This is a genomic window from Microbacterium terregens (assembly GCF_039534975.1).
Classification (GTDB): Bacteria; Actinomycetota; Actinomycetes; order Actinomycetales; family Microbacteriaceae; genus Microbacterium; species Microbacterium terregens.
Genome location: NZ_BAAAWH010000001.1, coordinates 273299 through 295803 on the forward strand (window position 1 = coordinate 273299; position 22505 = coordinate 295803).

General features: G+C 68.2%; 25 protein-coding genes and 1 tRNA gene. 8 read left to right on the top strand and 18 right to left on the bottom strand.

The features are described from left to right. Positions 1-30: 30 nt before the first annotated feature. The 9 genes from ABD655_RS01275 to ABD655_RS01315 form a co-directional block, all read right to left on the bottom strand. Positions 31-1113: an AI-2E family transporter gene (locus ABD655_RS01275; RefSeq protein ID WP_344710865.1), complete on the bottom strand. Its 1083-nt coding sequence runs from the start codon at positions 1111-1113 to the stop codon at positions 31-33. Next, positions 1110-1844: a potassium channel family protein gene (locus ABD655_RS01280; RefSeq protein ID WP_344710867.1), complete on the bottom strand. Its 735-nt coding sequence runs from the start codon at positions 1842-1844 to the stop codon at positions 1110-1112. Before ABD655_RS01280 ends, ABD655_RS01275 begins: the two co-directional genes overlap by 4 nt. A 77-nt stretch (positions 1845-1921) precedes the next feature. Next, on the bottom strand, positions 1922-2443 hold the full coding sequence (locus tag ABD655_RS01285) for a heat shock protein transcriptional repressor HspR (protein WP_344710869.1): 522 nt from the start codon (positions 2441-2443) through the stop codon (positions 1922-1924). Positions 2444-2520: 77 nt separating this feature from the next. Beyond that, positions 2521-3507: a DnaJ C-terminal domain-containing protein gene (locus ABD655_RS01290; protein ID WP_344710872.1), complete on the bottom strand. Its 987-nt coding sequence runs from the start codon at positions 3505-3507 to the stop codon at positions 2521-2523. Positions 3508-3513: 6 nt separating this feature from the next. Continuing rightward, positions 3514-4155 (bottom strand): nucleotide exchange factor GrpE, encoded by a 642-nt coding sequence (locus ABD655_RS01295; RefSeq protein WP_344710874.1) that lies wholly within the window; start codon positions 4153-4155, stop codon positions 3514-3516. Positions 4156-4157: 2 nt separating this feature from the next. Beyond that, the gene (gene dnaK, locus ABD655_RS01300; RefSeq protein WP_344710876.1) at positions 4158-6038 is read right to left on the bottom strand and encodes a molecular chaperone DnaK; all 1881 of its coding nucleotides are present in this window, start codon (positions 6036-6038) and stop codon (positions 4158-4160) included. A gap of 210 nt (positions 6039-6248) precedes the next feature. After that, the gene (locus ABD655_RS01305; protein WP_344710877.1) at positions 6249-7832 is read right to left on the bottom strand and encodes an MFS transporter; all 1584 of its coding nucleotides are present in this window, start codon (positions 7830-7832) and stop codon (positions 6249-6251) included. A gap of 95 nt (positions 7833-7927) precedes the next feature. After that, on the bottom strand, positions 7928-9127 hold the full coding sequence (locus ABD655_RS01310) for a cation:proton antiporter (RefSeq protein WP_344710878.1): 1200 nt from the start codon (positions 9125-9127) through the stop codon (positions 7928-7930). Positions 9128-9136: 9 nt separating this feature from the next. Further along, positions 9137-9625, bottom strand: coding sequence for a cation:proton antiporter regulatory subunit (locus ABD655_RS01315; RefSeq protein WP_344710879.1), 489 nt, complete (start codon positions 9623-9625; stop codon positions 9137-9139). Positions 9626-9772: 147 nt separating this feature from the next. Here ABD655_RS01315 and ABD655_RS01320 point away from each other — a divergent pair, with 147 nt between their 5' ends. Beyond that, positions 9773-11146, top strand: coding sequence for an MFS transporter (locus tag ABD655_RS01320; protein ID WP_344710881.1), 1374 nt, complete (start codon positions 9773-9775; stop codon positions 11144-11146). 12 nt (positions 11147-11158) lie between these two features. Here the strand turns inward: ABD655_RS01320 and ABD655_RS01325 are convergent, their stop codons facing one another. Next, a complete protein-coding gene (locus tag ABD655_RS01325; protein WP_344710883.1) occupies positions 11159-11731 on the bottom strand; it encodes a MarR family winged helix-turn-helix transcriptional regulator in 573 nt (190 codons plus the stop codon). Positions 11732-11801: 70 nt separating this feature from the next. Here ABD655_RS01325 and ABD655_RS01330 point away from each other — a divergent pair, with 70 nt between their 5' ends. Continuing rightward, positions 11802-12602 carry a MarR family winged helix-turn-helix transcriptional regulator gene (locus tag ABD655_RS01330; RefSeq protein ID WP_344710885.1) on the top strand — a complete coding sequence of 267 codons (801 nt, stop codon included), beginning with the start codon at positions 11802-11804 and terminating at the stop codon, positions 12600-12602. Positions 12603-12650: 48 nt separating this feature from the next. Here ABD655_RS01330 and ABD655_RS01335 read toward each other — a convergent pair whose 3' ends face one another. The 4 genes from ABD655_RS01335 to ABD655_RS01350 form a co-directional block, all read right to left on the bottom strand. Then, positions 12651-13451, bottom strand: a complete 801-nt coding sequence (locus ABD655_RS01335; RefSeq protein WP_344710887.1) for an ABC transporter permease — start codon at positions 13449-13451, stop codon at positions 12651-12653. Between the two features lie 9 nt (positions 13452-13460). Beyond that, the gene (locus ABD655_RS01340; RefSeq protein WP_344710889.1) at positions 13461-14387 is read right to left on the bottom strand and encodes an ABC transporter permease; all 927 of its coding nucleotides are present in this window, start codon (positions 14385-14387) and stop codon (positions 13461-13463) included. 64 nt (positions 14388-14451) lie between these two features. Further along, on the bottom strand, positions 14452-15630 hold the full coding sequence (locus tag ABD655_RS01345) for an ABC transporter substrate-binding protein (RefSeq protein ID WP_344710891.1): 1179 nt from the start codon (positions 15628-15630) through the stop codon (positions 14452-14454). 58 nt (positions 15631-15688) lie between these two features. Continuing rightward, a complete protein-coding gene (locus ABD655_RS01350; RefSeq protein WP_344710893.1) occupies positions 15689-16720 on the bottom strand; it encodes an ABC transporter ATP-binding protein in 1032 nt (343 codons plus the stop codon). Between the two features lie 135 nt (positions 16721-16855). On the opposite strand from ABD655_RS01350, the gene ABD655_RS01355 reads away from it, so the two are divergent. Then, positions 16856-17629 (top strand): FadR/GntR family transcriptional regulator, encoded by a 774-nt coding sequence (locus ABD655_RS01355; protein ID WP_344710895.1) that lies wholly within the window; start codon positions 16856-16858, stop codon positions 17627-17629. Beyond that, positions 17629-18396 (top strand): cache domain-containing protein, encoded by a 768-nt coding sequence (locus ABD655_RS01360; protein WP_344710897.1) that lies wholly within the window; start codon positions 17629-17631, stop codon positions 18394-18396. The genes ABD655_RS01355 and ABD655_RS01360 overlap by 1 nt, the downstream gene beginning before the upstream one ends. A 72-nt stretch (positions 18397-18468) precedes the next feature. Here the strand turns inward: ABD655_RS01360 and dcd are convergent, their stop codons facing one another. Beyond that, the gene (gene dcd, locus ABD655_RS01365; protein ID WP_344710899.1) at positions 18469-19074 is read right to left on the bottom strand and encodes a dCTP deaminase; all 606 of its coding nucleotides are present in this window, start codon (positions 19072-19074) and stop codon (positions 18469-18471) included. Positions 19075-19312: 238 nt separating this feature from the next. Between dcd and ABD655_RS01370 the strand changes: the two genes are divergently transcribed. Continuing rightward, positions 19313-19386: transfer RNA gene (locus ABD655_RS01370), tRNA-Gly, on the top strand. A gap of 193 nt (positions 19387-19579) precedes the next feature. Here ABD655_RS01370 and ABD655_RS01375 read toward each other — a convergent pair. After that, the gene (locus ABD655_RS01375; protein WP_344710901.1) at positions 19580-20062 is read right to left on the bottom strand and encodes a hypothetical protein; all 483 of its coding nucleotides are present in this window, start codon (positions 20060-20062) and stop codon (positions 19580-19582) included. Between the two features lie 272 nt (positions 20063-20334). Here ABD655_RS01375 and ABD655_RS01380 point away from each other — a divergent pair, with 272 nt between their 5' ends. From ABD655_RS01380 to ABD655_RS01390, 3 genes are all read left to right on the top strand, one after another. Beyond that, positions 20335-20562 carry a hypothetical protein gene (locus ABD655_RS01380; protein WP_344710904.1) on the top strand — a complete coding sequence of 76 codons (228 nt, stop codon included), beginning with the start codon at positions 20335-20337 and terminating at the stop codon, positions 20560-20562. Positions 20563-20742: 180 nt separating this feature from the next. Beyond that, positions 20743-21018 (top strand): YkvA family protein, encoded by a 276-nt coding sequence (locus tag ABD655_RS01385; protein WP_344710906.1) that lies wholly within the window; start codon positions 20743-20745, stop codon positions 21016-21018. Positions 21019-21095: 77 nt separating this feature from the next. Next, positions 21096-21323, top strand: coding sequence for an RNA-binding S4 domain-containing protein (locus ABD655_RS01390; RefSeq protein ID WP_344710908.1), 228 nt, complete (start codon positions 21096-21098; stop codon positions 21321-21323). A 58-nt stretch (positions 21324-21381) separates the two neighbouring features. Here ABD655_RS01390 and ABD655_RS01395 read toward each other — a convergent pair whose 3' ends face one another. Then, positions 21382-21849 carry a hypothetical protein gene (locus ABD655_RS01395; RefSeq protein WP_344710911.1) on the bottom strand — a complete coding sequence of 156 codons (468 nt, stop codon included), beginning with the start codon at positions 21847-21849 and terminating at the stop codon, positions 21382-21384. Positions 21850-21998: 149 nt separating this feature from the next. Next, positions 21999-22409: a hypothetical protein gene (locus ABD655_RS01400; RefSeq protein WP_344710913.1), complete on the bottom strand. Its 411-nt coding sequence runs from the start codon at positions 22407-22409 to the stop codon at positions 21999-22001. Positions 22410-22505 lie beyond the last annotated feature (96 nt).

Below are 22505 nucleotides of genomic sequence, written 5' to 3' on the forward strand. Positions count from 1 at the left end.
GCACGACCGGTGTCGGGCGCCCGAGCAGGCTCAGTCCGGCCCGATGGCCGTCCGATCGCCCGAGAGCCACCGCAGCCACCGCGCGCCCGGGTCACCCTCGAGCACCAGGGCACGCACCAGCAGGGTCAGGGGGATCGAGAGGATCGCGCCGAGCGGACCGATGATGAAGGTCCAGAAGATCACCGAGAAGAAGCTCAGCGTCAGGCTGAGGTCGACGGCATCGCTGACGAACTTCGGCTGGACGAGCACCTGCAGCACGACGTTGACGACGCTGTAGATCGCGATCACGGCGAGCATGAGCGGCCATCCGCCGACGACGAGGGCGAGCAGTGCGGGTGGCACGAGCCCGATGACGAACCCGATGTTCGGGATGAAGTTCGTGACGAACGCGAGGATCGCCCACACCGCCGGCGCCGGGACCCCGATCGCCCACAGCGCCAGCCCGTCGATGATCGCGACGACCGCGCCGAAGCTCGCGTTGACGACGTAGTACCGCCGCACACCCGTGTTGAAGCTCAGGATGCGGCGCACCGTCGGCCGCGCGGCCGCACCGAACGAGGTCTCGGCCCGTGCGTAGCGCGCGCCGTCGACTGCCATGAAGATCACATAGGCGAGGACGAAGAACAGGGCCGTGAGGATCCCCACCGCAGTTCCGCCGAGCGAGGTCACGAAGGACACGATCGTCGAGGGCTCCAGAACGGATGCCGCGGCATCCGACGCTTCATCCCCCAGTCCGATCGAACCGAGCCAGGAGATCACGGTCTGCGCGGACGCCTGCAGCTCGTCGGTGAAGTCCGCCACGAGGCGGACGAACTGCGTCCCCGCGAAGAACAGCAGCAGCCCCAGGACGACGAGGATCAGGTAGGCGATGACGATGACAGCGGTCGTGGCGAGCCAGCGCGGCCACCCGAAGCGTTCGAGCGGATGACGGACGGGGTGGCAGATGATGACGATCACGGCGGCCAGCACGAGCGGGCCGACCAACTCACGGGCGAAGAACAAACCTGCGAGCGCGACCACCGCAGCGGCCAGACCGAGCAGCACGCGCAGAGTCGGGGAGAGCGCGGCCGGTGGCGGCACAGGGATGGTGGGCTGGCGACCGAAGAGGCTCATCGGGCGTCGGCGCTCTCTTTCGGCGCGGGCGGTGGCGGCAGCCGCGCACTGATGTCGTCGATCTTGTGCGAGACGTCGCGAAGCTGACCCCGCGTGGCCGGCTCGTCCGTGTCACGGCCGATCGCGGCGCGCTCGAGCACCCATGACGCGAGCGTCGCCGTCACCACGCCGACGAGCGCCACTCCGCCGCACATCAGCAGCACCGCGACGATGCGTCCCCACGCCGTGACGGGGAAGTAGTCGCCGTAGCCGACCGTCGTGATCGTCACGAACGCCCACCAGACCGCGTCGCCGAACGTCTCGATGTTCGCACCGGGGGCTCCACGTTCCGCGTCGAGTTCGGCGAGGGCCGCGATCCAGATCAGGATCGCGGCGGCGCCGGCGCCGTAGATCGCGATGCTGCTGCGCAGCGCGGTGCCCGCCGTGCGCCGCAGCGAATGGATGAGCGTGAGCGCCTTCAGCAGCCGCAGCGGCTTCAGCACCGGCAGTGCGACGACCAGCAGATCGAAGATGTGCTCGCGGAACCACCGCCCGCGCGTGTCCGCCAACATGAGGCGCACGAGGTAGTCGGCCGCGAAGCTCAGCCAGGTCAGCAGGATGAACACCCGCGCGATCAGGTACAGCGTCCCTTGGAGATCGGCGATGACCTGCCACGAGTAGACGAGGATGAAGACGATCGACGAGATCAACAGCGGCCAGTACGTCAGCTGCCGCCAGCGCTCCTCCGTCATGCCCGAACTCTAGAACCCGCGCGGCCGGGATGCCGGATGCCGCGCGGAAAGGCACCGGCGAGCCCGCGCGCGCTGCGCTACTTCCCCGGGTCGGTGCGCCTCCGCGACGTCCGCTTGCCGTCGGCGCGCCCGGCGCTCTCCGCGGCATCCGGGTCATCCTGGCTCTGCTCGAGTGCCAGCCGCGGCCGCCACACGACGATGTCGGTCGCCCGCCGGACACGGCGGCCCTGGCGCAGGGTGACCACGGACCCGGTCGCACCCGCCGCGAAGACGCGCGCACCGGGCCGGTTCTCCAGCTCGGCGCGCACGCGCGCCTCCAGGTCGTGGACGCGATGATGCAGCTCTCGCACGCGATCTTCGAGTTCGATGATCCGGGCGATCGCGGGCAGGCTCATGCCATCGGACGAGAGGCGCGCGACTTCGCGGAGCTGTTCCACGTGCCGCGTCGAGTAGCGGCGTGATCCGCCCTGGGTGCGCGCGGGCACGACGAGCCCGAGTCGGTCGTACTGCCTCAGGGTCTGCGGGTGCATGCCGGCGAGTTCGGCGGCGACGGCGATCGCGAAGATGGGGGCGTCCTCATCGATCTCTCGTTCAGGCATCCCATCTCACCTCTTCTCTTCGATCCTCGGTCCGCTTCGTCTCCCGGTCGGGACACGACCCGCGGTCGGTCTGCGGGTCAGCCGCGCGCCTTCGACATCAGCTCCGCGCGGGGGTTCTCTTTCGGCTCCAGGTCGTGGAACCGCTGCAGAGCCTCGCGGGCAGCCTCGTCGAGGTGGGATGGCACCGCGACCTGCACCTCGGCGAGGAGGTCGCCGGTGCCCTTCGCTGTTTCCACACCGCGACCTTTCACGCGCAGGACTCGGCCTGAAGGCGTACCCGGCGCCACCCGCAGTTTCACGGGATCGCCACCCAGGGTCGGCACTTCGATCGTCGCGCCGAGCGCCGCCTCGGTGAAGGTCACCGGCACGATCACGCGGAGGTTCAGTCCCTCACGCGTGAAGACGGGGTGCGGTCGCACGGCCACCTGGACCACGATGTCGCCCGACTCGCCGCCGTCCGGGGATGGGCGTCCGCGCCCGCGTAGGCGGATCTTCTGCCCGTCCGCGACGCCGGCGGGGATCTTCACCTTGAACGGCTTGCCGTCCTCCCCCTGCAGTGTGATCGTTTCGCCCCGGGTCGCGGTGATGAAGTCGATCGTGGTGCGGGCGGTGATGTCCGCCCCGCGCCGAGGGCCGCCGTAGCCACGGAATCCGCCCGACGGCTGCCCGAACCGACCGGAGCCGAAGCCTCCGCCCTGCTGCTGGTTGAACATGCTGAAGATGTCGTCGAAGTCCTCCGGCGCCTGGCGTGCTCCCCGGCCCTGGCCGAACATGCTGAACACGTCCTCGAACCCGCCGGGCTGGTCGCCCGCCGTGAAGCGCGCTCCCGAGCCCATCGCCCGGATCTGGTCGTACTCCTTGCGCTGTTCCGGATCGGACAGCACCGAGTACGCCTCGCTGACCTCTTTGAACGTGGCCTCCGCTTTGGCATCGCCCTGATTGGAGTCGGGGTGATACTTGCGTGCGAGCTTGCGGTAGGTCTTCTTCAGGTCGGCGTCGCTGACGCTCTTGTCGACACCCAGGACTTTGTAGAAGTCCTTGTCGAACCAGTCTTGACTGGCCATGGCGCCTTAACCGGCCCCTGAGCCCGCCGACGGGTCGGCCGGCACCGCGACGACCACTTTCGCGGGTCGCAGCTCGACCGAACCCAGGCGGTAACCGACCTCGACGACTTCGAGGATCGTCGGCTCGGCCACCCCCGGCGTCGGCGCCTGGAAGATCGCCTCGTGCTGCTGGGGATCGAAGGGCTCGCCGGCCGCGCCGTACGCGACCGCGCCCAGCTTCTCAGCCAGGGCGCGCACCTTCTCGCCGATCGCGGCGAGAGGGCTTCCCTCGGCGAGATCGCCGTGCTTGTCAGCCCGATCGATGTCGTCGAGAACCGGCAGCAGGCCCTTCACGGCCTCGCCCCTGGCCCGTTCGATCTCACGCTCACGCTGGTCCTCGGTGCGTCGGCGGTAGTTGGCGTACTCGGCCTGCAGCCGCTTGAGGTCGGTCAACAGGGCCGACTCCAGGTCGGCGATGACCGCATCCTCGGCGGCGGCGTCGACGTTCTGCGCGGCGTTGAGGATGTCGTCGATCGTCCAGCTCTCCTCGGATCCGTCCGGCTGCGAATCGGGGTCGGAGACCTGCGCCTCCGACCCCTCCTCGTCCGGTCGAACCTCGTCGCCAGGCTCCTGATCAGCCCCGTGCTCTTCGAAGTTCTTGTCCGTCATGGCTACTTCTTCTCTTCGTCCTCGTCGTCGACGACCTCGGCGTCGATGACATCCTCATCGGATGCCGCGGACGCGTCCGCAGAACCGCCATCCGTCGAGGCGTCGCCGGCGGCATCCGGAGCCGACTGCGCAGCCTGACCGGATGCGTAGATGGCCTCGCCCAGCTTGCCCTGGCTCTGGTTGAGCTTGTCGAACGCGGTCTTGACCGCGTCGTCGTCCTCGCCGGCCAGAGCGGCCTTGAGCGCGTCGACATCGGCCTGGACCTCGGTCTTGACGTCGGCGGGCAGCTTGTCGTCGTTGTCCTTGATCAGCTTGTCGATCGAATACGACAGCGTCTCGGCCTGGTTGCGGACCTCGGCAGACTCACGGCGCTTCTTGTCCTCGGCCGCGTGCTCCTCGGCCTCGCGCACCATGCGCTCGATGTCGTCCTTCGGCAGCGACGAGCCGCCGGTGATCGTCATCGACTGCTCCTTGCCGGTGCCCTTGTCCTTGGCGGACACGTGCACGATGCCGTTCGCGTCGATGTCGAACGTGACCTCGACCTGCGGGATGCCGCGCGGCGCCGGCGCGATGCCGGTGAGCTCGAAGGTGCCGAGCGGCTTGTTGTCGCGGGTGAAGTCGCGCTCGCCCTGGAAGACCTGGATGGCGACGGACGGCTGGTTGTCGTCGGCCGTCGTGAAGGTCTCGCTGCGCTTGGTCGGGATGGCGGTGTTGCGCTCGATGAGCTTCGTCATGATGCCGCCCTTGGTCTCGATGCCGAGGCTCAGGGGGGTCACGTCGATCAGCAGCACGTCCTTGCGCTCACCGCGCAGCACGCCGGCCTGCAGGGCGGCGCCGACGGCGACGACCTCGTCCGGGTTGACGCCCTTGTTGGGCTCCTTGCCGGCCTCCTGCTTGACCAGTTCGGCGACGGCGGGCATGCGGGTGGATCCACCCACCAGCACGACGTGATCGATGTCGGCGACCTTGATGCCGGCCTCGCGGATGACATCCTCGAAGGGCTTCTTGGTGCGGTCCAGGAGGTCCTTGGTGAGGTCCTCGAACTTCGCGCGCGTGATCGTCTCGGACAGCGAGACCGGTCCACTGTCGGTCAGCGACAGGTACGGCAGGTTGACGGAGGTCGACATGGAGCTGGAGAGCTCCTTCTTGGCCTGCTCCGCGGCCTCCTTCAGACGCTGCAGGGCGATCTTGTCGCCCGAGACGTCGACGCCGGTGGTGTCCTTGAACTGCTTGATGAAGTAGTCGACCAGACGCTGGTCCCAATCGTCACCGCCGAGGCGGTTGTCGCCGGAGGTGGAGCGCACCTGGATCGTGGAGAAGTCGTCGTCCTTGCCCACCTCGAGCAGCGAGACGTCGAACGTTCCGCCACCGAGGTCGAAGACGAGGATGAGCTCGTCCTGCTTGCCCTTGTCCAGGCCGTACGCGAGCGCGGCGGCGGTGGGCTCGTTGATGATGCGCAGGACGTTCAGACCCGCGATCTCACCGGCCTCCTTGGTCGCCTGACGCTCGGCGTCGTTGAAGTACGCGGGCACGGTGATGACAGCATCCGTCACCGTGTCGCCGAGGTACTCCTCGGCGTCGCGCTTGAGCTTGCCGAGGATGCGCGCGGAGATCTCCTGCGGGGTCCACTTCTTACCGTCGACGTCGAACTTCCAGTCGGTTCCCATGTGGCGCTTGACCGATGAGATCGTGCGCTCCACGTTCGTGACGGCCTGGCGCTTCGCGGTCTCGCCGACGAGCACTTCGCCGTCCTTGGTGAACGCAGTCACCGACGGGGTGGTCCGGAAGCCTTCGGCGTTCGCGATGACCTTGGGCTCGCCGCCCTCGAGGACGCTCACGACCGAGTTCGTGGTTCCGAGGTCGATTCCAACAGCACGGGCCATGTGTTTCTCTCTCCTTGTTCAGGGGCGGACGGATGCCGGACCCCGGGGTGTATGAAGTCTTTTCGCGCCGACCCTGGAACCGGAACTCACAGATGTGAGCCTCAGCACCCAAGGGTTGAGCCGCGATGACTCAAGGTTATCGGAGGCCGCCCGAACGTGTCAAATGAAGTTGATATGGACTGGCTCAACTTTGCAGGCGTGTCGGATCGATCAGCCGATCAGCGTTCCTTCTGCGGCCGAAGACGGCGCCGGATCAGGCAGGCGCCGCATCCGCAGGCCGTTCAGGATGCCGAGGACACCGGCGAGGATCGGGACCAGCAACGCGATCTGCAGTGCGATCGGGCGTGACTGCTCGTTGATCGCGATGATCTCGTCCTGCACGTCGGCCGGCTCGCCGTCGAGGACCTCTTCGAGCTGAGTCGTCGAGATCAGCTGGGCATCCTCCTCGAGCGCGGCGGCGATGGTCTGCTTGTCGTCGGGAGGGATGACGGTGCTCGCGTCCACCCGGGCGGTGAACGTGAAGGCGAGCGTGGCCAGCATGATCGCCCCGGCGAACGCCAGTCCGAACGAGAGACCGAACGACCCGGCCGCGGAATTGACCCCGGCCGCCTCGCTCACGCGCTCGTCGGTGATCGGCGAGAGCGTGTAGTTGTTCAGCTGGGATACGAGCAGCCCCAGGCCGCCTCCCGCCACGATCAGCGGAAGGGCAAGCCACCAGCCCGAGTCGGCTCGGGGCACGATCGGCAGCACCGCCGTCAGCCCGACCACCAGCAGTCCGAATCCCCACAGGATGATGGTCGCGGGGCGCCCCTTGGCCCGCTTGCCCGCCCACAGGGCCACCGCGAACATGCTCAGCGAGAGCGGAGCGATGGACAGCCCTGCCTGCAGCGCGTTGTACTCGAGGACCATCTGCAGATAGAGCGGCAGGACGATCATCGAACCGCCCAGCGCGACCTGCTGCAGCAGCTGACCGGTCGCACCCGAGCGGAACAGTTTCGATCTGAACAGGTCCGGATCCAGCAGCGTGGCCCTGCCGTGCCGCTTGCGGATGATCAGCCACCAGATCAGGCCGCCCATCGCGACCAGGCCGATCCCCAGGAGCAGCCCGACGTACTGCCCGCCCTCCTGCCAGACCAGGATGCTCAGCACGATCCCGCCCATGCCGACCACGGAGAACACCGCCCCCACCCAGTCGACCGTCCGCGAGCCTTCGTAGCGGACGTCCTTCACCAGCCGGATGCCGGAGAGCACGACGGCGATCACGACGGCTTCGAGGAGGAATCCGATCCGCCAGGACAGGAAGGTCGTGATGACGCCGCCCAGGAGCGGACCCACGCCGGCGGCGATGGCCGCGGACGCGCCGACCAGCGCGTACACGCGCTTCTGGTGGGCACCCTGGAAGTTGCCGTGGATCAGCGACTGCATCGCGGGTAGCAGCAGCGAGGCACCCAGGCCGCCGATGAACGCCCAGAAGATGATGATCGTCCGGAGGTCCTGTGCGAGCGTCATCGCGATCGCGCCCACCGCGTATCCGAGCAGGCCGAGGATGTAGGCGAGCTTGCGGCCGATCAGGTCGCCGGTCTTGCCGCCGATCAGGATGAACGCCGCGGAGACGAGCGCTTCGAGTGCGATGGCGCCCTGCACTCCGCTCGCGGTGGTGTCGAGGTCTCGGACGACCGCCGAGATCGAGACGTTCATCAGCGACGTGTCGACCACGAGCACGAACATGGCCATCGCGAGCAGGATCGCAAGGCGGCCGTTGAACGTGGTTCCGGCCCTGGTGGCGGCGTTCATGCTTCACCTAATCACGCGGCGAATGTGCGCACCAGTGGGTCGGCTCGGCGGCGCGAGGATGATCGCAGGTCACCCGCTCGGCGCGCGGAGCGTCGTCACCCGCCGGCGGTCAGGCGTGCGCGGCGCTTGGCCTCGATCCGCCGTGTGGTCTCCATGAAACGGGCCGAATCCGGGATGCGGGCCAGCAGCGGCCCGGCGACCATCGTGATCAGGACATAGCCGGTCGCGAGGGCGGCCAGTGAGCGGTCCACGCCGGCCGCGACGGCCAGTCCCGCGATGACGATGGAGAACTCGCCCCGCGGCATCAAGGCGAAGCCCGCGCGCCAGCGCCCGGGCTCTGCGATGCCGGCGCGGCGCGCGGCGATATAGCCGGTCAGCAGCTTGGTCCCCATGGTGACGATCGCAAGCCCCACCGCGGGCACGAGCATGGACACCAGATCGGCCGGGTCGGTGGACAGGCCGAAGAAGAGGAAGAACACCGCGGCGAAAAGGTCTCGCAGCGGAGTCAGGACCCGCTGAGCGTGCTTGGCCGCCGGACCCGAGATGGCGATGCCGACGAGGAAGGCGCCGACCGCGGCGGACACGTTGGCACCCTCGGCGAGGCCTGCGACGAGCAGCGTCAGCCCGAGCACCGACAGCAGCAGGACATCGGCCTCTTTGGACCACACGAGGCGGGACACGAGCCTGCTGTGACGCAGCGCGACATAGAGGATGAGGGTCACGGAGGCGAGTGCGATGACCACCGAGACGGTGCCGGCCAGCAGTCCCGCCCCGATCAGGAGCGCGGTGAGCACCGGAAGGTAGAACGCCATCGCGAGATCCTCGATCACCAGGATGGACAGGACGACAGGGGTCTCGCGGTTGGTGAGACGGCCCAGATCCTGCAGCACCTTGGCGATGACGCCGGACGAGGAGATCCACGTGATGCCCGCCATGGCCACCGCCCCGACCGGACCCCAGCCCAGCAGGAGGGCCAGCAGAGCGCCGGGCACGGCGTTGAGGGCCATGTCGATCAGACCGGCCGTCTTCGAGCCGTTCAGGCTCGAGACGAGTTCACGTGCGGTGTATTCCAAGCCCAGCATGAGCAGCAGCAGGATGACGCCGATCTCCGCGCCGATCTCGATGAATTCCTCACCCTGCGTGAAGGGCAGGAACCCGCCCTCGCCGAACGCCAGCCCGCCGAGGAGGATCAGCGGGATCGGAGAGATCTCCAGCCGCGATGCGAGTCGGCTGAGCAACCCGATCCCGAGGATGAGCGCGCCGATCTCGACGAGGACGAGCGCGCCGTGGTCCATCCGCCGCGATCAACTGCCGCCGACGATGCGGACGAGGTGATCGAGCCCGTCCCGGGTACCGACGACGACGAGCGTGTCGCCGCTGTGCAGGAGGTCGTCCGGCCCGGGGGCGGGCAGGATCTCCGTCGCCCGCACGATCGCCACGATCGAGCACCGGGTGCGGGTGCGCGCCTTCGTGTCGCCCAGCGGACGAGCGACGAAAGGAGAGTCCGCACGCACCGGGATCTGCTCGACGGCGAGGCCGGCCACCTGATCGCGCAGCCCGGCCAGCTGCGTGAGGATCAGTGAGGCGCCGAGCACCTCGGACAGGGCGATCGCCTCGTCGTCGCTGAGCGTGATCGTCTCGCCGGCACGGTCGGGATCGTCCTCGTCGGAGAGCGCGAGCTGCCGACCGCCGTCGCGGAGGTTCAGGACCGAGAGCCGGCGCCCCTCCTCGGTCACGATGTCGTGGCGGACACCGATTCCGGGCAGCTCGGCGCGTTCGACGTGGGCAGGCATGCGTACATCATGGCACCGCGGCGGGCGGCCGGTCTCGGTGCTTCCGCGTCGCCGTGGCGGGCGGCTGTAGCCTGAGCAGGCCGCAGAGTCGCGGCGCGCGTGCCCTGACGCACGCGCTGTTCACCGAAGGGCCCTAGCGTGACGCATATGAGCGATCCCGACGTTCCCCGAATGGCGCCCAACCTGCCGCAGTTCTCCGGCATCACGCCGACCGATGCGCTCGCGAGCGCCGTGGGCGCCGAAGGTCCGTCCAGCACGCGCAAGCGCATCGTGCTGGCGTGGGGCCTGTGGGACTGGGGCTCGGCGGCCTTCAACGCCGTGGTGACCACGTTCGTCTTCACCGTCTACCTCACCAGTTCCAGCTTCGGGCCGGCCGGAACGGTCGAGGCCCAGCTCGGGTGGGCTCTGGCCGGCGCCGGCCTGCTCATCGCGGTGCTCGCACCGGTCACCGGACAGCGCTCGGACACCTCGGGCCGGCGCAAGCTGTGGCTCGCCGTGAACACCTACATCGTGGTGGCCGCGACCGCAGCGATGTTCTTCGTGGAGCCCGATCCGTCGTTCCTCTGGCTCGGACTGCTCCTGGTCGCCGCCGGCAACGTGTTCTTCGAATTCGCCGGTGTCAACTACAACGCGATGCTCTCGCAGGTCTCGACGCCGCGGTCGATCGGCAAGGTCAGCGGGTTCGGCTGGGGCATGGGGTACATCGGCGGAATCGTCCTCCTGCTGATCGTCTACTTCGGCTTCATCGAGGGCCTGTTCGGCGTTCCCGACGAGAACGGACTCCCGATCCGGGTGGCGATGCTGGTCGCGGCGCTCTGGTTCGGCCTGTTCGCGATCCCCGTCCTGTTCGCGGTGCCCGAGTACCGGGGCGCCGGCGCAAAGCGGGAGCGCGTGAGCTTCTTCGCCTCGTACGTCCGCCTCGGGCGCGACATCGCGAAGCTGTGGCGCGAGTCGCGTCACACCGTGTGGTTCCTGCTGGCCAGCGCGGTCTTCCGCGACGGACTCGCTGGCGTCTTCACGTTCGGCGGCGTGCTCGCGGCATCCGTCTTCGGGTTCTCCCCCGGCGAGGTGATCATCTTCGCGATCGCCGCGAACGTCGTCGCCGGCGTCTCGACCATCCTGGTGGGCGCGCTCGATGACCGGCTCGGGGCCAAACCCGTCATCGTCGCCGCGTTGATCGGCCTGATCATCTCCGGGCTGCTCGTCTTCTTCCTGCACGACGGCGGGCAGATCGTGTTCTGGACCGCCGGCCTGGCCCTGTGCCTGTTCGTCGGTCCGGCGCAGTCGGCTTCGCGCACCTTCCTCGCCCGGATCATCCCACCGGGCCGCGAAGGCGAGGTATTCGGCCTGTACGCCACGACCGGACGCGCCGTCTCCTTCCTCGCTCCGACGATGTTCGCGGTCTTCGTCTCCGTCTTCGGGGCGGCGTACTTCGGCATCCTGGGCATCGTCCTCGTGCTCGCGGTGGGCCTGGTGCTCCTGATCCCCGTCAAGGCCGTCCAGGAGCGGCTGAAGGACTGACGCCGCGCGAGGTCACGTCGGCCAGGCGTCCGCCAGCTTGGTCAGCAGCCGGGCGAGCTCCGCACGCTCCTCGTCGCTGAATGCGCCCAGGGCCGCGTCGATCGCGCTGCGACGCTCGCCGCGGAAGCCCCGCACGATCGCGAGCCCCTGATCGGTGAGCGCCACGCGGGTCCGTCGGGCGTCGTCCGAATCGGCTTCACGGCGCACCAGCCCCATCTGCGCCGCCTGCTGCACCAGCCGGGACGCCCGGGGCTGATCCACCCCGACCGCGTCGGCGAGCTCATTGACCGACAGCGGGCCGGATGCCGCGGCCAGCGCCTCGAGCAGCCTCAGTCGCGCCGGTCCGCCGATGCGGGGCCCCGCACCCCACGGTGGTGGACCACTCATGCCGCCGTTCACGCCGTGCATGCCACTATGCGGACCGCCTCGCATCCAGCCGCCGTCGCCGCGGTGGTGCCCGGGGTCGCCGTGATGGCCGGCGGGACCGTGGCCCCCGTCCCACGGCGGGCGCGGCATCCGTCGCCCTCGCAGTCGGGCGAGCGCCGCAGCGATCACGTCAGCAGGGTCGGAGGGTGCGGAGGTCATATCTCGAATTTACATGTGACTTGACATATTCTCGGCTTGCATGTCACACTACATATAAAAAGGACTTCTCATGAACAACGAAGACACCCCGACCAACGAGCCCTCCGATGAGGGAACCGCTGGCGCGCCGCAGGGTGCGCCCACAGACCGTCGACCGCTCGGCTACTGGCTGCGCACCGTCGACCGCCTGATCACTCGCGAGTTCGGCGCCGCCTTCGCCGACGCCGACGTGACACGTCGCGAGTGGATGCTGCTCAACGCGCTCTCGGGCGACGCCGAGCTTCCCCCGCTCGCCGAGCGCTTCGCTCGCAAGGGCAAGCGCCTCCGTGGCCTGGCCGAACGCGGCTGGGTCGAAGAGACCGGCGATGGCACCTGGGTGCTCACCGACGAAGGCCGCGCCGCCAAAGAGAGACTCGGCGACATCGTGGACGGCATCCGATCCCGCGTCTCCGGGGCGGTCTCGCCCGAGGACTACGCCGCCACGACGGCCTCACTCGAGGCCATCGCCCGCGAACTCGGCTGGGACGAGAACGCGCGGATGCCGGGGCGCGGTTTCGGCCCGGGCTTCGGCAGCGAATTCGGTCCAGGACGCGACTTCGGTCGCGGGTTCGGTCCCGGGCGCGGCTTCGGCCCCGGCTTCGGCCGTCGTCACGGCTTCGGCCACGGCCACGGTGAAGGCGGCCACGAGCACGGTGAGGGCTACGGTCCCCACGGCGCCCACCCCTGCCACCCGCACCACCCCGCCGAGTACCGCGGCGGACATCACGGGCGCGGCGAGCGCTCCGGCCGTGCGGAGCAGCGCGCCTTTGAGCGCGGCTTCGACGCCGGGTTCTCTCGCGGCCGCACCGACGGCGCGACCGACGCCGCCTGACCCGAATGCGCGGTGGGGCACGATCCGAAAGGGTCGTGCCCCACTCGGCTACCGGCGCGTCTGCTCCGAGCCGGAGAGCCGCTGCGCGAGATAGATCGGCACGATCGAGACGATCACGAGCACGACGGCGATCACCGACACGACCGGCGCCTGGTTCGGCCGGAACATGTTGTTCAGGATGAAGATCGGCAGGGTCGTCACTCCGGAACCGGCGGTGAAGGTCGTCACGATGATCTCGTCGAAGCTCAGCGCGAAGGCGAGAAGGCCGCCCGCGAGCAGCGCCGACCGCAACTGCGGGAAGGTCACGAGCCGGAACGTCGTCCACAGTCCTGCTCCGAGGTCGGCCGAGGCCTCCTCGAGGCTGGTCCCCGTTCGTCGCAGCCGCGCGATGACGTTGTTGAAGACCGTCACGATGCAGAACGTCGCGTGCGCGATCACGACCGTCCAGATCGACAGGGGAATGCCCATGATGGTGCGGAAGAAGTTGTTCAGCGCGATGCCCGTGATGATGCCGGGAAGCGCGATGGGAAGGATGATCAGCAGGCTGATCGCGTCGCGGCCGAAGAAGTCGAACCGCTGCAGGGCGATCGAGATGAGCGTGCCCAGCACGAGCGAGATCACCGTGGCGATGATCGCGACCTGCACGCTGGTCAGCACCGCCTCACGGGCGCCGGCGCTCTCGAACGCGCGCACCCACCAGTCCAGCGTGAACCCCGGTGGCGGCCAGGTCAGCGACGCGGACGTCGAGAACGAGTTGACGAGCACGACTCCCAGCGGCACGTAGATCACGACGAGGATGATTCCCGTCACCGCCGCCAGCACCAGCCGGGCCGTCCGTCCGAGTCGCATGCGCGGGTCCTAGAGGTTGTTCAGGGCGCCGGTGCGGCGCACGACAGCGAGGTAGCCGAAGATGATCACGATCGGGATGAGCGCGATCGCCGCCGCAAGCGGCAGGTTGTTCGCAGCCCCGACATTCGTGTAGACGAGATTGCCGAGCATCTGACTGGCCCCGCCGACGATGTTCACCGTGATGTAGTCGCCGAGTGAGAGCGAGAAGCTGAAGATCGTGCCGGCGATGATCGCCGGGAACACGAGCGGCAGCACGACGCTTCCGAGCGTCCGCCAGGTCTTGCCCCCGAGGTCTGCCGATGCCTCCAGCAGAGAGTCGGGCACGCGCTCCAGGCCCGCGTAGATCGGCAGGATGACGTACGGAAGCCAGAGGTACGACAGCGTGATGACCGTCGCCGGCAGCCCGTACCCGGGGGTGCTCAGCCCCAGGGGTGCCAGCATCCATTCCAGGATGCCGTCCTGGGACAGCACGGAGCGCCACGCGTAGGCCTTCACGAGGTAGCTCGCCCACAGGGGCATCAGCACCGCGATCAGCAGGATGCGCTGCGCCCGCGGGGAGGCGACCTTCGCCATGTAGAACGCGATCGGCAGCGCCACGACCACATCGATGAGCGTCACCAGCAGCGCGACGCCGAGCGTGCGCAGGGTGACCGTCTGATAGAGCGAGCCCGTCAGCACGGTGATGATGTTCTCGAGCGTCCACTCCGTGGTGATCTCGCCGGTGAACGAGTCGACAGACCAGAACGCGGTGACCAGCAGCAGCACGAGCGCGACGATGTAGACCACGCCCAACCAGAACAACGGTGCCGACAGCAGCAGCGCGAGTCGCGTGCGCGGGTGTGCGATCAGAAACGACGAGAGCCGCCGCGGCCCGCTCTTCCGCGGCGGTGGAACCGGTGGCGTGGTGCGCTCTTCGGCGAGGGATGTCGCGGTCATGTGTGCTCCGGGAAGATGCCGGGGGCGGTGGTTCGGGTCCGCCGCCCCCGGCGCTCGGTGTGGGTCAGCCCTTGATCTCGGACCAGGCCTCGGTCCATTGGGCGTAGTCGACGCACTCGACGTCGGTCCGGCCGTCGACGCACTCGGCGATCGGAGTCGTCCAGTACCAGATCTGGGCCGCATAGTCCGCGTCGCCGGCGTGGTACGCCTCGCAGTCGTCGCGGTAGTCGCAGGCCTCCTGGCTCGACGGCGCCTCACCGAAGTAGGCGGTCGCCTGCGCGTTGGTCTCCGGGCTCGCGATCCAGTCGAGCCATGCGTATGCGCAGTTCGGGCTCTTCGCCTCGGACGCGATCATCCAGGTATCCGACCATCCGGTCGCCCCTTCGTCCGGAAGGACGACATCGGTCGGCGCGTCCTCGCCGGCGAGCACGTTCTGGATGACCTGCCAGGTCGTCCCTGCGACCGAATCGGTGGTCTCGAACGCCTGGATCTCCTTGAGATAGTCCGACCAGTACTCGCTGATGTGCGGGCGCTGCTCCTTCAACAGGTCGACCGCCGCCTGGAACTGGGTCTCGTCGAGCGCATACGGGTTCTCGATGCCCAGGTCGGGCTGATGCGCCATGAGGTAGACCGCGGCATCCGCGATGTAGATCGGCGAGTCATACGCGGTGATCTTGCCGGTGTACTGGCTCGCCTTGTCGAAGACGATGTCCCACGACGTCGGCGCCGGCGTGACGACCTCGGTGTTGTACAGCAGCAGGTTCGCACCGTAGCCGTGCGGCACGCCGTACGATTTGCCGTCCACCGAGTTCCACTGCTGGTCCTTCAAGAAGTCGAAGACGCCCGCGTAGCTGGGGATCAGGTCGGTGTTCACCTCTGCGACGTCGCCGCCTGCGATCAGTCGCAGCGTGGCGTCACCCGATGCCGCGACGACGTCGTAGTCGCCCGTCTTCATGAGGTTGACCGCCTCGTCCGACGTGCCGTAGGTCTTCGATTCGACGGTGCAGCCGGTCTTCTCCTCGAATCCGGTCACCCAGTCCACGGCGGGGTCGTTGCTGCCGTCCTCGACGTACCCGGGCCACGCGAGGATCGAGACGGAGTCCTCGAACTCGCCGAGCTCCGTGGCGGCGTCGCCACCCGAGTCGCCACCGGACCCGGTGCCGCAGGCGGTCAGCGCGAGAACCGCCCCGACGGCCAGAGCGGCGACCGCGGCGTGCCGCCTACCGCGTGTGATGTGCCTCATTGTTCTTCCTCTCCGTGCGGTCGACCGTGGGGCGTGCGCCTCGCGGCCTGTTCCCGGGTCAGGTGCCCGGGGGTATCAGGGCGACGACGTCTTCGTCGTGCCAGCTCACGTGCACGCGCTCGCCGCGCTCCTGGTCGGCGGCGCGCGAGCGATCGTTGCGCTCCAGCACGGTGACGCGCAGGCCCCCGTCGAGATCGACGACGCGACGGATGGCGCTGCCGACGTAGATCGACTCCACGACCGTGCCGGGCGCGGAGCGCACGCCCTCCCCCGACCGAGGCTCGAGAGAGAGCGTGAGCTTCTCGGGGCGGATCGTGTGCTCGCCCGAGCAGCCGATCAGGTGCGGGGACCGATCCGCGTCGAACAGGTTGGAGGTGCCCACGAAGTCGGCGACGAACCGGGATGCCGGCTGCTCGTAGAGTTCGCGCGGCGTCCCCAGCTGCTCGATCCGCCCCGCGCTGAACACTGCGATCCGATCGGAGAGGGTGAGCGCCTCTTCCTGGTCGTGGGTCACGAAGATGAACGTGATGCCGAGGTCGCGCTGGATCTGCTTGAGCTCGACCTGCATCTGCTCGCGCAGCTTGAGGTCCAGCGCGCCCAGCGGCTCATCGAGCAGAAGCACCTTCGGCTGGACGACGGTCGCTCGCGCCAGGGCGACTCGCTGACGCTGCCCGCCGGAGAGTTCAGAGGGCTTGCGGGCGGCGAGCTGTTCGAGGCGCACCGAGGCGAGCGCCCTCAGCGCGCGCTCGCGTCGCTCCGTGCGTCCCACACCGCGCACGCGCAGGCCATAAGCGACGTTGTCGAGGGCGGTCATGTGGGGGAAGAGCGCGTAGTCCTGGAAAACCGTGTTGACGTCGCGATCGAACGGGGCGCGCGTGGTGACGTCCTTCCCGAACAATTCGATCGTGCCGCTGGTCGGACGCTCGAAGCCCGCGATCAGGCGCAACACCGTCGTCTTGCCCGAACCCGACGGCCCGAGCATCGAGAAGAATTCTCCGGCCGCGATCACGAGGTCGACGGAGTCGACGGCCGTCACCGCACCGAACTCCTTGGTGAGCCCGGACAGTCGGATGGCAGGCTGCGCGGTCATGGACGGTCCCTCCGGTCGGTCCTAGCCGGTCGGTGCTACTAAATCATATGGAACCAGATGTCTAACAGGGGGTACGCGTGTTACGGTCTTGTCACGGATGCGAAGGCCACCGGTAGACGCAGGGGAGCGCCGCACATGCCGAATGCCACAGGCCGTCAGGATGCCGCCCGGTCCGTCGTCTTCGCCCCCCTCGACGGCACCGGTCGCGCCGAGCTGGTCGAGCAGCGGTTGACGGACGCGATCGTCAGCGGTGTCCTTCGCGACGGCGAACGGCTGCCGAGCGAGTCCGAGCTCGCCCGCAGCCTCGGGGTCGCCGTCGTCACCGCGCGCGAAGCGCTGGAGAGCATGCGCGAGCGCGGCCTGGTCCGCACCCGCCGCGGCAGGGACGGGGGCAGCTTCGTGACCCACGACCGCGACGCCGCCGCCCGACTGCTCGACTCCCGGCTCAGAGGGCACTCGCGCATCGAGCTCCGCGATCTCGCTCTGCACGTCGCCGCGATCGCCGGCACCGCTGCCGAACTCGCCGCCGACCGTGCCAGCCGGGATGATGTCGAATCGCTCCTCGCAATCCACGCCGCCGCCGATCTCTCCACCGCCGGCGGCGCCCGCCGAGCTCTCAGCAGGTTCCAGCTGGAGGTCGCGGCGATCAGCCAGTCGCCCCGCCTCGTCCGCGAGGAGGTCCGCCTGCAGGGCGAGGCCGGACCCCTGCTCTGGCTGTGCCTGCGCGATCAGGAGTACCGTGACGTCAGCGCCGCGAACCGGACCCGCGTGATCGATGCCATTGGAAACGTCGACCCGGTCGCGGCCAGGGCCGCGACGATCGCTCAGGCGACCGGCGCACTGGACTGGCTGGTGGACGAGAAGGTCCGGATCGAGGCGTCCGCCGACCTCACCCGGGAGGGAGCGTGATGAATCCCCCGACGTTGGGAACGACCGCGAGCGTGTCGCCGGTGCACATCGCGGAGCGCGTCGCCGAAACCATCGACCGGCTGTTCACGACCATCGACGAATGGCGCGATCTCCTGCAGGCGCACCTCGCCGCGGATCACGCTCCGAACGCCGCGACGCTCGATCCGCTCGTGGAGGCGTTCGCCGTTCCGGCGCTCGCCGCCGATGGTCTCGTCACGGGGGCCGGTTTCGTGGCCGCCCCCGGAGTTCTCTCCGATGCGCACTGGCATCTTGCCTGGTGGCTCGGCGGAGGTGACGGCATCCGTCGTCTTGCCACGGTGGACGATCCAGCGAGCGATCAGTTCCGCGACTACACGGCGCTGGAGTGGTGGCGCCTGCCCGCCAAGACCGGAAACCGCCATGTGACCGGGCCGTACGTGGACTACGTGTGCACCGACGACTACACCGTCACCATCACCAGCCCGGTCGTCGTGGATGACCGGCTGCTGGGCGTCGTCGGCACCGACGTGCTCGTGGACCGGCTCGAGCACGAGCTGCTGCCTCTGCTGCGGGCCGGCGACGAGTCGATCGCGGTCGTCAACGCGTCGGGCCGGATCGTCACGGCGACCGACGCACGCCGAGAGCCCGGATCCATGCTGAGGCTGGCGGATCTGGCTGACGCACTGATCCCCCTGCGCGACTCTCAGCCCGTGCGCACACGGCTTGCGGCCGGAGTCGAGGTCATCGCGTGCGGGGATACGTCGCTCGCGCTCGTGGTGGGCATCTAGCCGCTACCGGCGAGCGCAGACGGTCACGTCGTCTTCGGTCGCGCACTCCGGCGTCGCTGACGGCTGGCGTGCTCAGCGCCCGCCGGCCCCGGCATCCGTTGTTCCCACATCGCTGCGGTGGAAATTCTGGAATGAGCGGGATGCCGTCGGCCCCCGTTGGCCCTGATACCGATTGCCGTAGGGGCCCGAGCCGTAGGGGTTCTCCGTCGGCGAGGACAGGCGGAAGAAGCACAACTGGCCGATCTTCATGCCCGGCCACAGCTTGATCGGCAGGGTCGCTACGTTCGACAGCTCGAGGGTCACGTGGCCGGTGAATCCCGGGTCGATGAATCCGGCGGTGGAGTGCGTCAGCAGTCCGAGCCGGCCGAGCGAGGACTTGCCCTCGAGCCGGGCCGCGATGTCGTCCGGGAGCGTGATGAGCTCGAACGTGCTGCCGAGGACGAACTCGCCGGGGTGCAGGATGAACGGCTCCAGCGGGGTGGTCTCGATCAGGTGCGTCAGCTCGGGTTGGTCCTCGGCCGGATCGATGAACGGATACTTGTGGTTGTCGAAGAGCCGGAAGTAGCGATCCAGTCGCACGTCCACACTCGACGGCTGGACCATCTCGGGTTCCCACGGCTCGAGCCCGATGCGTCGGGCGTCGATCTCGAGGCGGATGTCGCGGTCTGAGAGCAGCACGCCGCAAGCCTAGCGAGCATCCGTTGGGGTGGGATGCCGCTGCCTCCGTCGTCGTCCGCCGCTCCCTTGTCATCGTCTGCCGCTCCCCTGTCGTCGGCTCCCCCGTCGTCGTCGGCCGCTCCCCTGTCGCGATCGGCGCGCCCGACGACGTGTTGTGACAGCCGAGCGCTCGACGTACGTCGCGCGGGCTCGGCGCCGTGGAGCTTTTGTTATGCTGGCTCCGCGCCTCACGGCGTGCGGGGATGTAGTTCAATGGCAGAACTTCAGCTTCCCAAGCTGATAGCGCGGGTTCGATTCCCGTCATCCCCTCCAATGTGAGTTCTCACGCGGGTTGAGACATTCGCGGCCTCGTTGAGACCCTCGAGACTGCACGATCTCAGCGCCGACAGGTTCGGACCGCCGATCCTCCCAGTGCGCGCGAATATGGGTAGGCCGGAAAGCGCAAGCGCTGCCACCGAGCGACGAGAGCCCACTCACGGCCTCGCCGCTTTTCCGGCCTCGTTGGTCACCCCGCGGGTCGGACCAGAACGAGCCAGGCTCCGATGACACCGCCGATGAATGCGACCAGAGCCGCGATTGCGACCAGGAACAGCCCAGCAGTGAACCCCAACAGGAGCCCTGTGCCGCCGAGGAGTATCAGTGCCGCGGTCGTGATGTTCGGGTTCAGCTTCTCCAGAATCCGCTCGAGTGGTGCGACGGTGGCCGCCCGCTCGGCACGACTGCCCAGCACGATCAGGGATGCCGCCATGAGTAGCGAGACGGCGATCAGCTCTACCCCGAGGATCCATCCGGCAGGGTTCGGCAGTGCTATCGCGATGCTTGCGGCCAGTACGCCTACGAAGATGGTCAGAATCTGTGCGAGGCGAGCACGCAGCACCTTCGACTGGGCGATGTGCTCCGCGCGAACCGACACGGCAACGAAGAGAAGACCCACAAGCGCTGCAGACGCGCCACCCGTGATGACCGCGAAGTCTGTCCAACCTGCCATGGCGCCAACGGTACCGCTCTGCACCGGATTCAGAACCGCGCGGCGGTCATGGGGTTGAGCGCTAGTCCGAGGAATCAGATCCGACGCCCTGACGAACTGTCGGCTTGCTCCCGGCCCGTCTTGCGCCTGACGGCCCGTCGGACAACCCGGGCCGCCACGCGATTCACGCTCCGCGATGCGCTGGCGTCTCGCGGTAGCGGTCGAGCTCGCGGGGACGATGGCTCGACGGCTGTCACCTTACGGTCGGCGCCCATCGATGACAGTCTGAGCGGATGAAAACCATCGAGTGGTGGCCGCTGCTGGACGGTGACGCGCAGGCGTGGCTGATTGCCCACAACGGCGACGCCGTCTCCACAGAGGTCTTGAGCAAGATCGTGGCAGCAGGCGGGTCATTGACATCGGACGCGTGGTGGATCGGTGAAGCCGGAACCGAGGGGTTCTATCTCTCCGACGAAGCAGTCGACTGGATCGAAGCGACCGCGAACGACGAGTCTGCCTGATCGCGTTCCCGGCCGACGCACTTGCGCCACAGGGGCAGGAGATTCGGCCGGGACAGCGGACCTCATCAAGGCGCACCGGGGTATCACCGAGATCACTCAAGACTTGGTGATCGCTGTGAACTTGCAGTCAAACTTCCGCAGCAGTCCGGCATTGTTCACGTCCTGGCGCACACTGGGCGAATGTGGTGGAGTTTCCTCAAGGCCGTCAAGAGGCGGCAGCATCGCGTCGCGCCGACGACGTGGGTCGCCGCGATCGCCGCTGTCATCTACACGTTCGCGCCGATCGACCTGATCCCCGAACTTGTACTCGGCCCCTTGGGCTTCGTAGACGACATCGGCCTCTGGGGTATCTTCGCCATCCTCCTCACGCGCGAGCAGCGGCGGTGGCTGACCGGACTCTCGCAGAGAGCGCCTGACGCGCGCGATCTCGGGAACCGCCCGCCGGCTCATCCCTGACGGCTGTCATAGGTCGCGTGACCTTGCGCGGAACCCGACGGTCCTGCGGGCAGGACCTGGTCGGCTAGCATTCCGGCATGACGAACCCGGCTCCGATCGACGACGTTCCGATCGGCGGCGAGATCATCCGCCTCGGGCAGTTCCTGAAGTTCGCTGGGCTCCTCGACTCCGGTGGAGACGTCAAAGAGGCCATCATCGACGGCTACGTGAGCGTGAACGGCGAGGTCGACCGTCGCCGCGGACGGCAGCTTCAGCTCGGCGACATCGTCACCTTCGAGGGGCGCAGGGTCCGCGTCTGCCCGTGAGGGCGCCGGTCCCCAACGGGGGCGGGTATCGGGAACCCTCGATTGAGCCTCGTCGCCCTCAGCTCCCGTACCACTCGCCCGAGTTCGCCCCACGGCGGTGGTGGATTCTTCCTCCATCGATGGGGGCGGTTTCGTGACCGGCCAGATCGTGCACCCAGGGCGGCTGCTGGTCCATGGTCACCGACCCTGCGCCTGTCGTGAAGTAGGCGACGATCGGAGGGCTCGCGACGAACTCGGTCGCGATGATGGCCGCACCGGGAATGCGGACCAGCGCGTTGCGCGCGTGCAGATCGCGCATGAGCACGGCGAACTCGTTCGGGTCGTCGGATGCCGGTTCCTGCGGGGCGACGGGCAACTCCGAGCGCAACTGGCCGACGATCTCCCGCCGTTGCGCTGCGGAAAGCCGCGTGTAGGCGGCCGCGTACGCTCTGTCGGCGATACTCGCGGGAACGTTCCCGAGGACATAGGCATACCGAGCGATCCGCTCGTCTTCGCTGATGGCGTGTTCTGCGTGGCGCCTTTTCACTGTCGCTCCTGGGTGATGAGCGTCAGCGTACGCCCGCCCGGACGCCCTGTCGATGGCGCACTGATCGCAGATCGAGGCGCTCGCGGGCGCCCTCGACCTGGTCAGCGGGATCACCGGGATCCTTCGCCGGATCAGCCCGCCGGCTCCGATCAGGCTTGCGTCGAGGTCGTGTCTGCCTTCGCAAGGAGGCGTCGCACACCTCCGCGGGCGAGCATGAGAACGATGATCAGCGCGGTCACCTGGAAGAAGCCGCCGAGGCGGACGGCGTCGCCGAAAACGAGCGCGACCAGCTCGAGCACGAGGAACTTGCTCCCCGGAAGCACAAGCAGGAGAGTGATCGCACTGACGATGCGAACCGCGGATGTCTTGGCCGTCCGGATCCTGTTCACGATCTTCTTCTTCGCCCACAGCACCACCTCGAGTACGACCTTCAGCAGGATCGCGGTCAGAAGGGCCAACAAGAACGATTCGGAGATGACGTCCGGGAACAGCTGGATGAAGACTCCGAGCACCACCAGGTAGATCAGGACATCGACGAGGTCGATCGGACGGACACGCACCCAGGGAGTGTATCGACGGGCCCGTCGGACGAATGCCCGCAGGTCGATCCTCACCGGGGACGTGTCGTCACGAGCCGCATCGATTCCGGATCGCAC

Bases quoted from the DNA above. Each gene is read 5' to 3' on its own strand.
- ABD655_RS01275 (WP_344710865.1), bottom strand. From the start codon at position 1,113: ATGAGCCTCTTCGGTCGCCAGCCCACCATCCCTGTGCCGCCACCGGCC.
- ABD655_RS01280 (WP_344710867.1), bottom strand. From the start codon at position 1,844: ATGACGGAGGAGCGCTGGCGGCAGCTGACGTACTGGCCGCTGTTGATC.
- ABD655_RS01285 (WP_344710869.1), bottom strand. From the start codon at position 2,443: ATGCCTGAACGAGAGATCGATGAGGACGCCCCCATCTTCGCGATCGCC.
- ABD655_RS01290 (WP_344710872.1), bottom strand. From the start codon at position 3,507: ATGGCCAGTCAAGACTGGTTCGACAAGGACTTCTACAAAGTCCTGGGT.
- ABD655_RS01295 (WP_344710874.1), bottom strand. From the start codon at position 4,155: ATGACGGACAAGAACTTCGAAGAGCACGGGGCTGATCAGGAGCCTGGC.
- dnaK (WP_344710876.1), bottom strand. From the start codon at position 6,038: ATGGCCCGTGCTGTTGGAATCGACCTCGGAACCACGAACTCGGTCGTG.
- ABD655_RS01305 (WP_344710877.1), bottom strand. From the start codon at position 7,832: ATGAACGCCGCCACCAGGGCCGGAACCACGTTCAACGGCCGCCTTGCG.
- ABD655_RS01310 (WP_344710878.1), bottom strand. From the start codon at position 9,127: ATGGACCACGGCGCGCTCGTCCTCGTCGAGATCGGCGCGCTCATCCTC.
- ABD655_RS01315 (WP_344710879.1), bottom strand. From the start codon at position 9,625: ATGCCTGCCCACGTCGAACGCGCCGAGCTGCCCGGAATCGGTGTCCGC.
- ABD655_RS01320 (WP_344710881.1), top strand. From the start codon at position 9,773: ATGAGCGATCCCGACGTTCCCCGAATGGCGCCCAACCTGCCGCAGTTC.
- ABD655_RS01325 (WP_344710883.1), bottom strand. From the start codon at position 11,731: ATGACCTCCGCACCCTCCGACCCTGCTGACGTGATCGCTGCGGCGCTC.
- ABD655_RS01330 (WP_344710885.1), top strand. From the start codon at position 11,802: ATGAACAACGAAGACACCCCGACCAACGAGCCCTCCGATGAGGGAACC.
- ABD655_RS01335 (WP_344710887.1), bottom strand. From the start codon at position 13,451: ATGCGACTCGGACGGACGGCCCGGCTGGTGCTGGCGGCGGTGACGGGA.
- ABD655_RS01340 (WP_344710889.1), bottom strand. From the start codon at position 14,387: ATGACCGCGACATCCCTCGCCGAAGAGCGCACCACGCCACCGGTTCCA.
- ABD655_RS01345 (WP_344710891.1), bottom strand. From the start codon at position 15,630: ATGAGGCACATCACACGCGGTAGGCGGCACGCCGCGGTCGCCGCTCTG.
- ABD655_RS01350 (WP_344710893.1), bottom strand. From the start codon at position 16,720: ATGACCGCGCAGCCTGCCATCCGACTGTCCGGGCTCACCAAGGAGTTC.
- ABD655_RS01355 (WP_344710895.1), top strand. From the start codon at position 16,856: ATGCCGAATGCCACAGGCCGTCAGGATGCCGCCCGGTCCGTCGTCTTC.
- ABD655_RS01360 (WP_344710897.1), top strand. From the start codon at position 17,629: ATGAATCCCCCGACGTTGGGAACGACCGCGAGCGTGTCGCCGGTGCAC.
- ABD655_RS01375 (WP_344710901.1), bottom strand. From the start codon at position 20,062: ATGGCAGGTTGGACAGACTTCGCGGTCATCACGGGTGGCGCGTCTGCA.
- ABD655_RS01380 (WP_344710904.1), top strand. From the start codon at position 20,335: ATGAAAACCATCGAGTGGTGGCCGCTGCTGGACGGTGACGCGCAGGCG.
- ABD655_RS01385 (WP_344710906.1), top strand. From the start codon at position 20,743: ATGTGGTGGAGTTTCCTCAAGGCCGTCAAGAGGCGGCAGCATCGCGTC.
- ABD655_RS01390 (WP_344710908.1), top strand. From the start codon at position 21,096: ATGACGAACCCGGCTCCGATCGACGACGTTCCGATCGGCGGCGAGATC.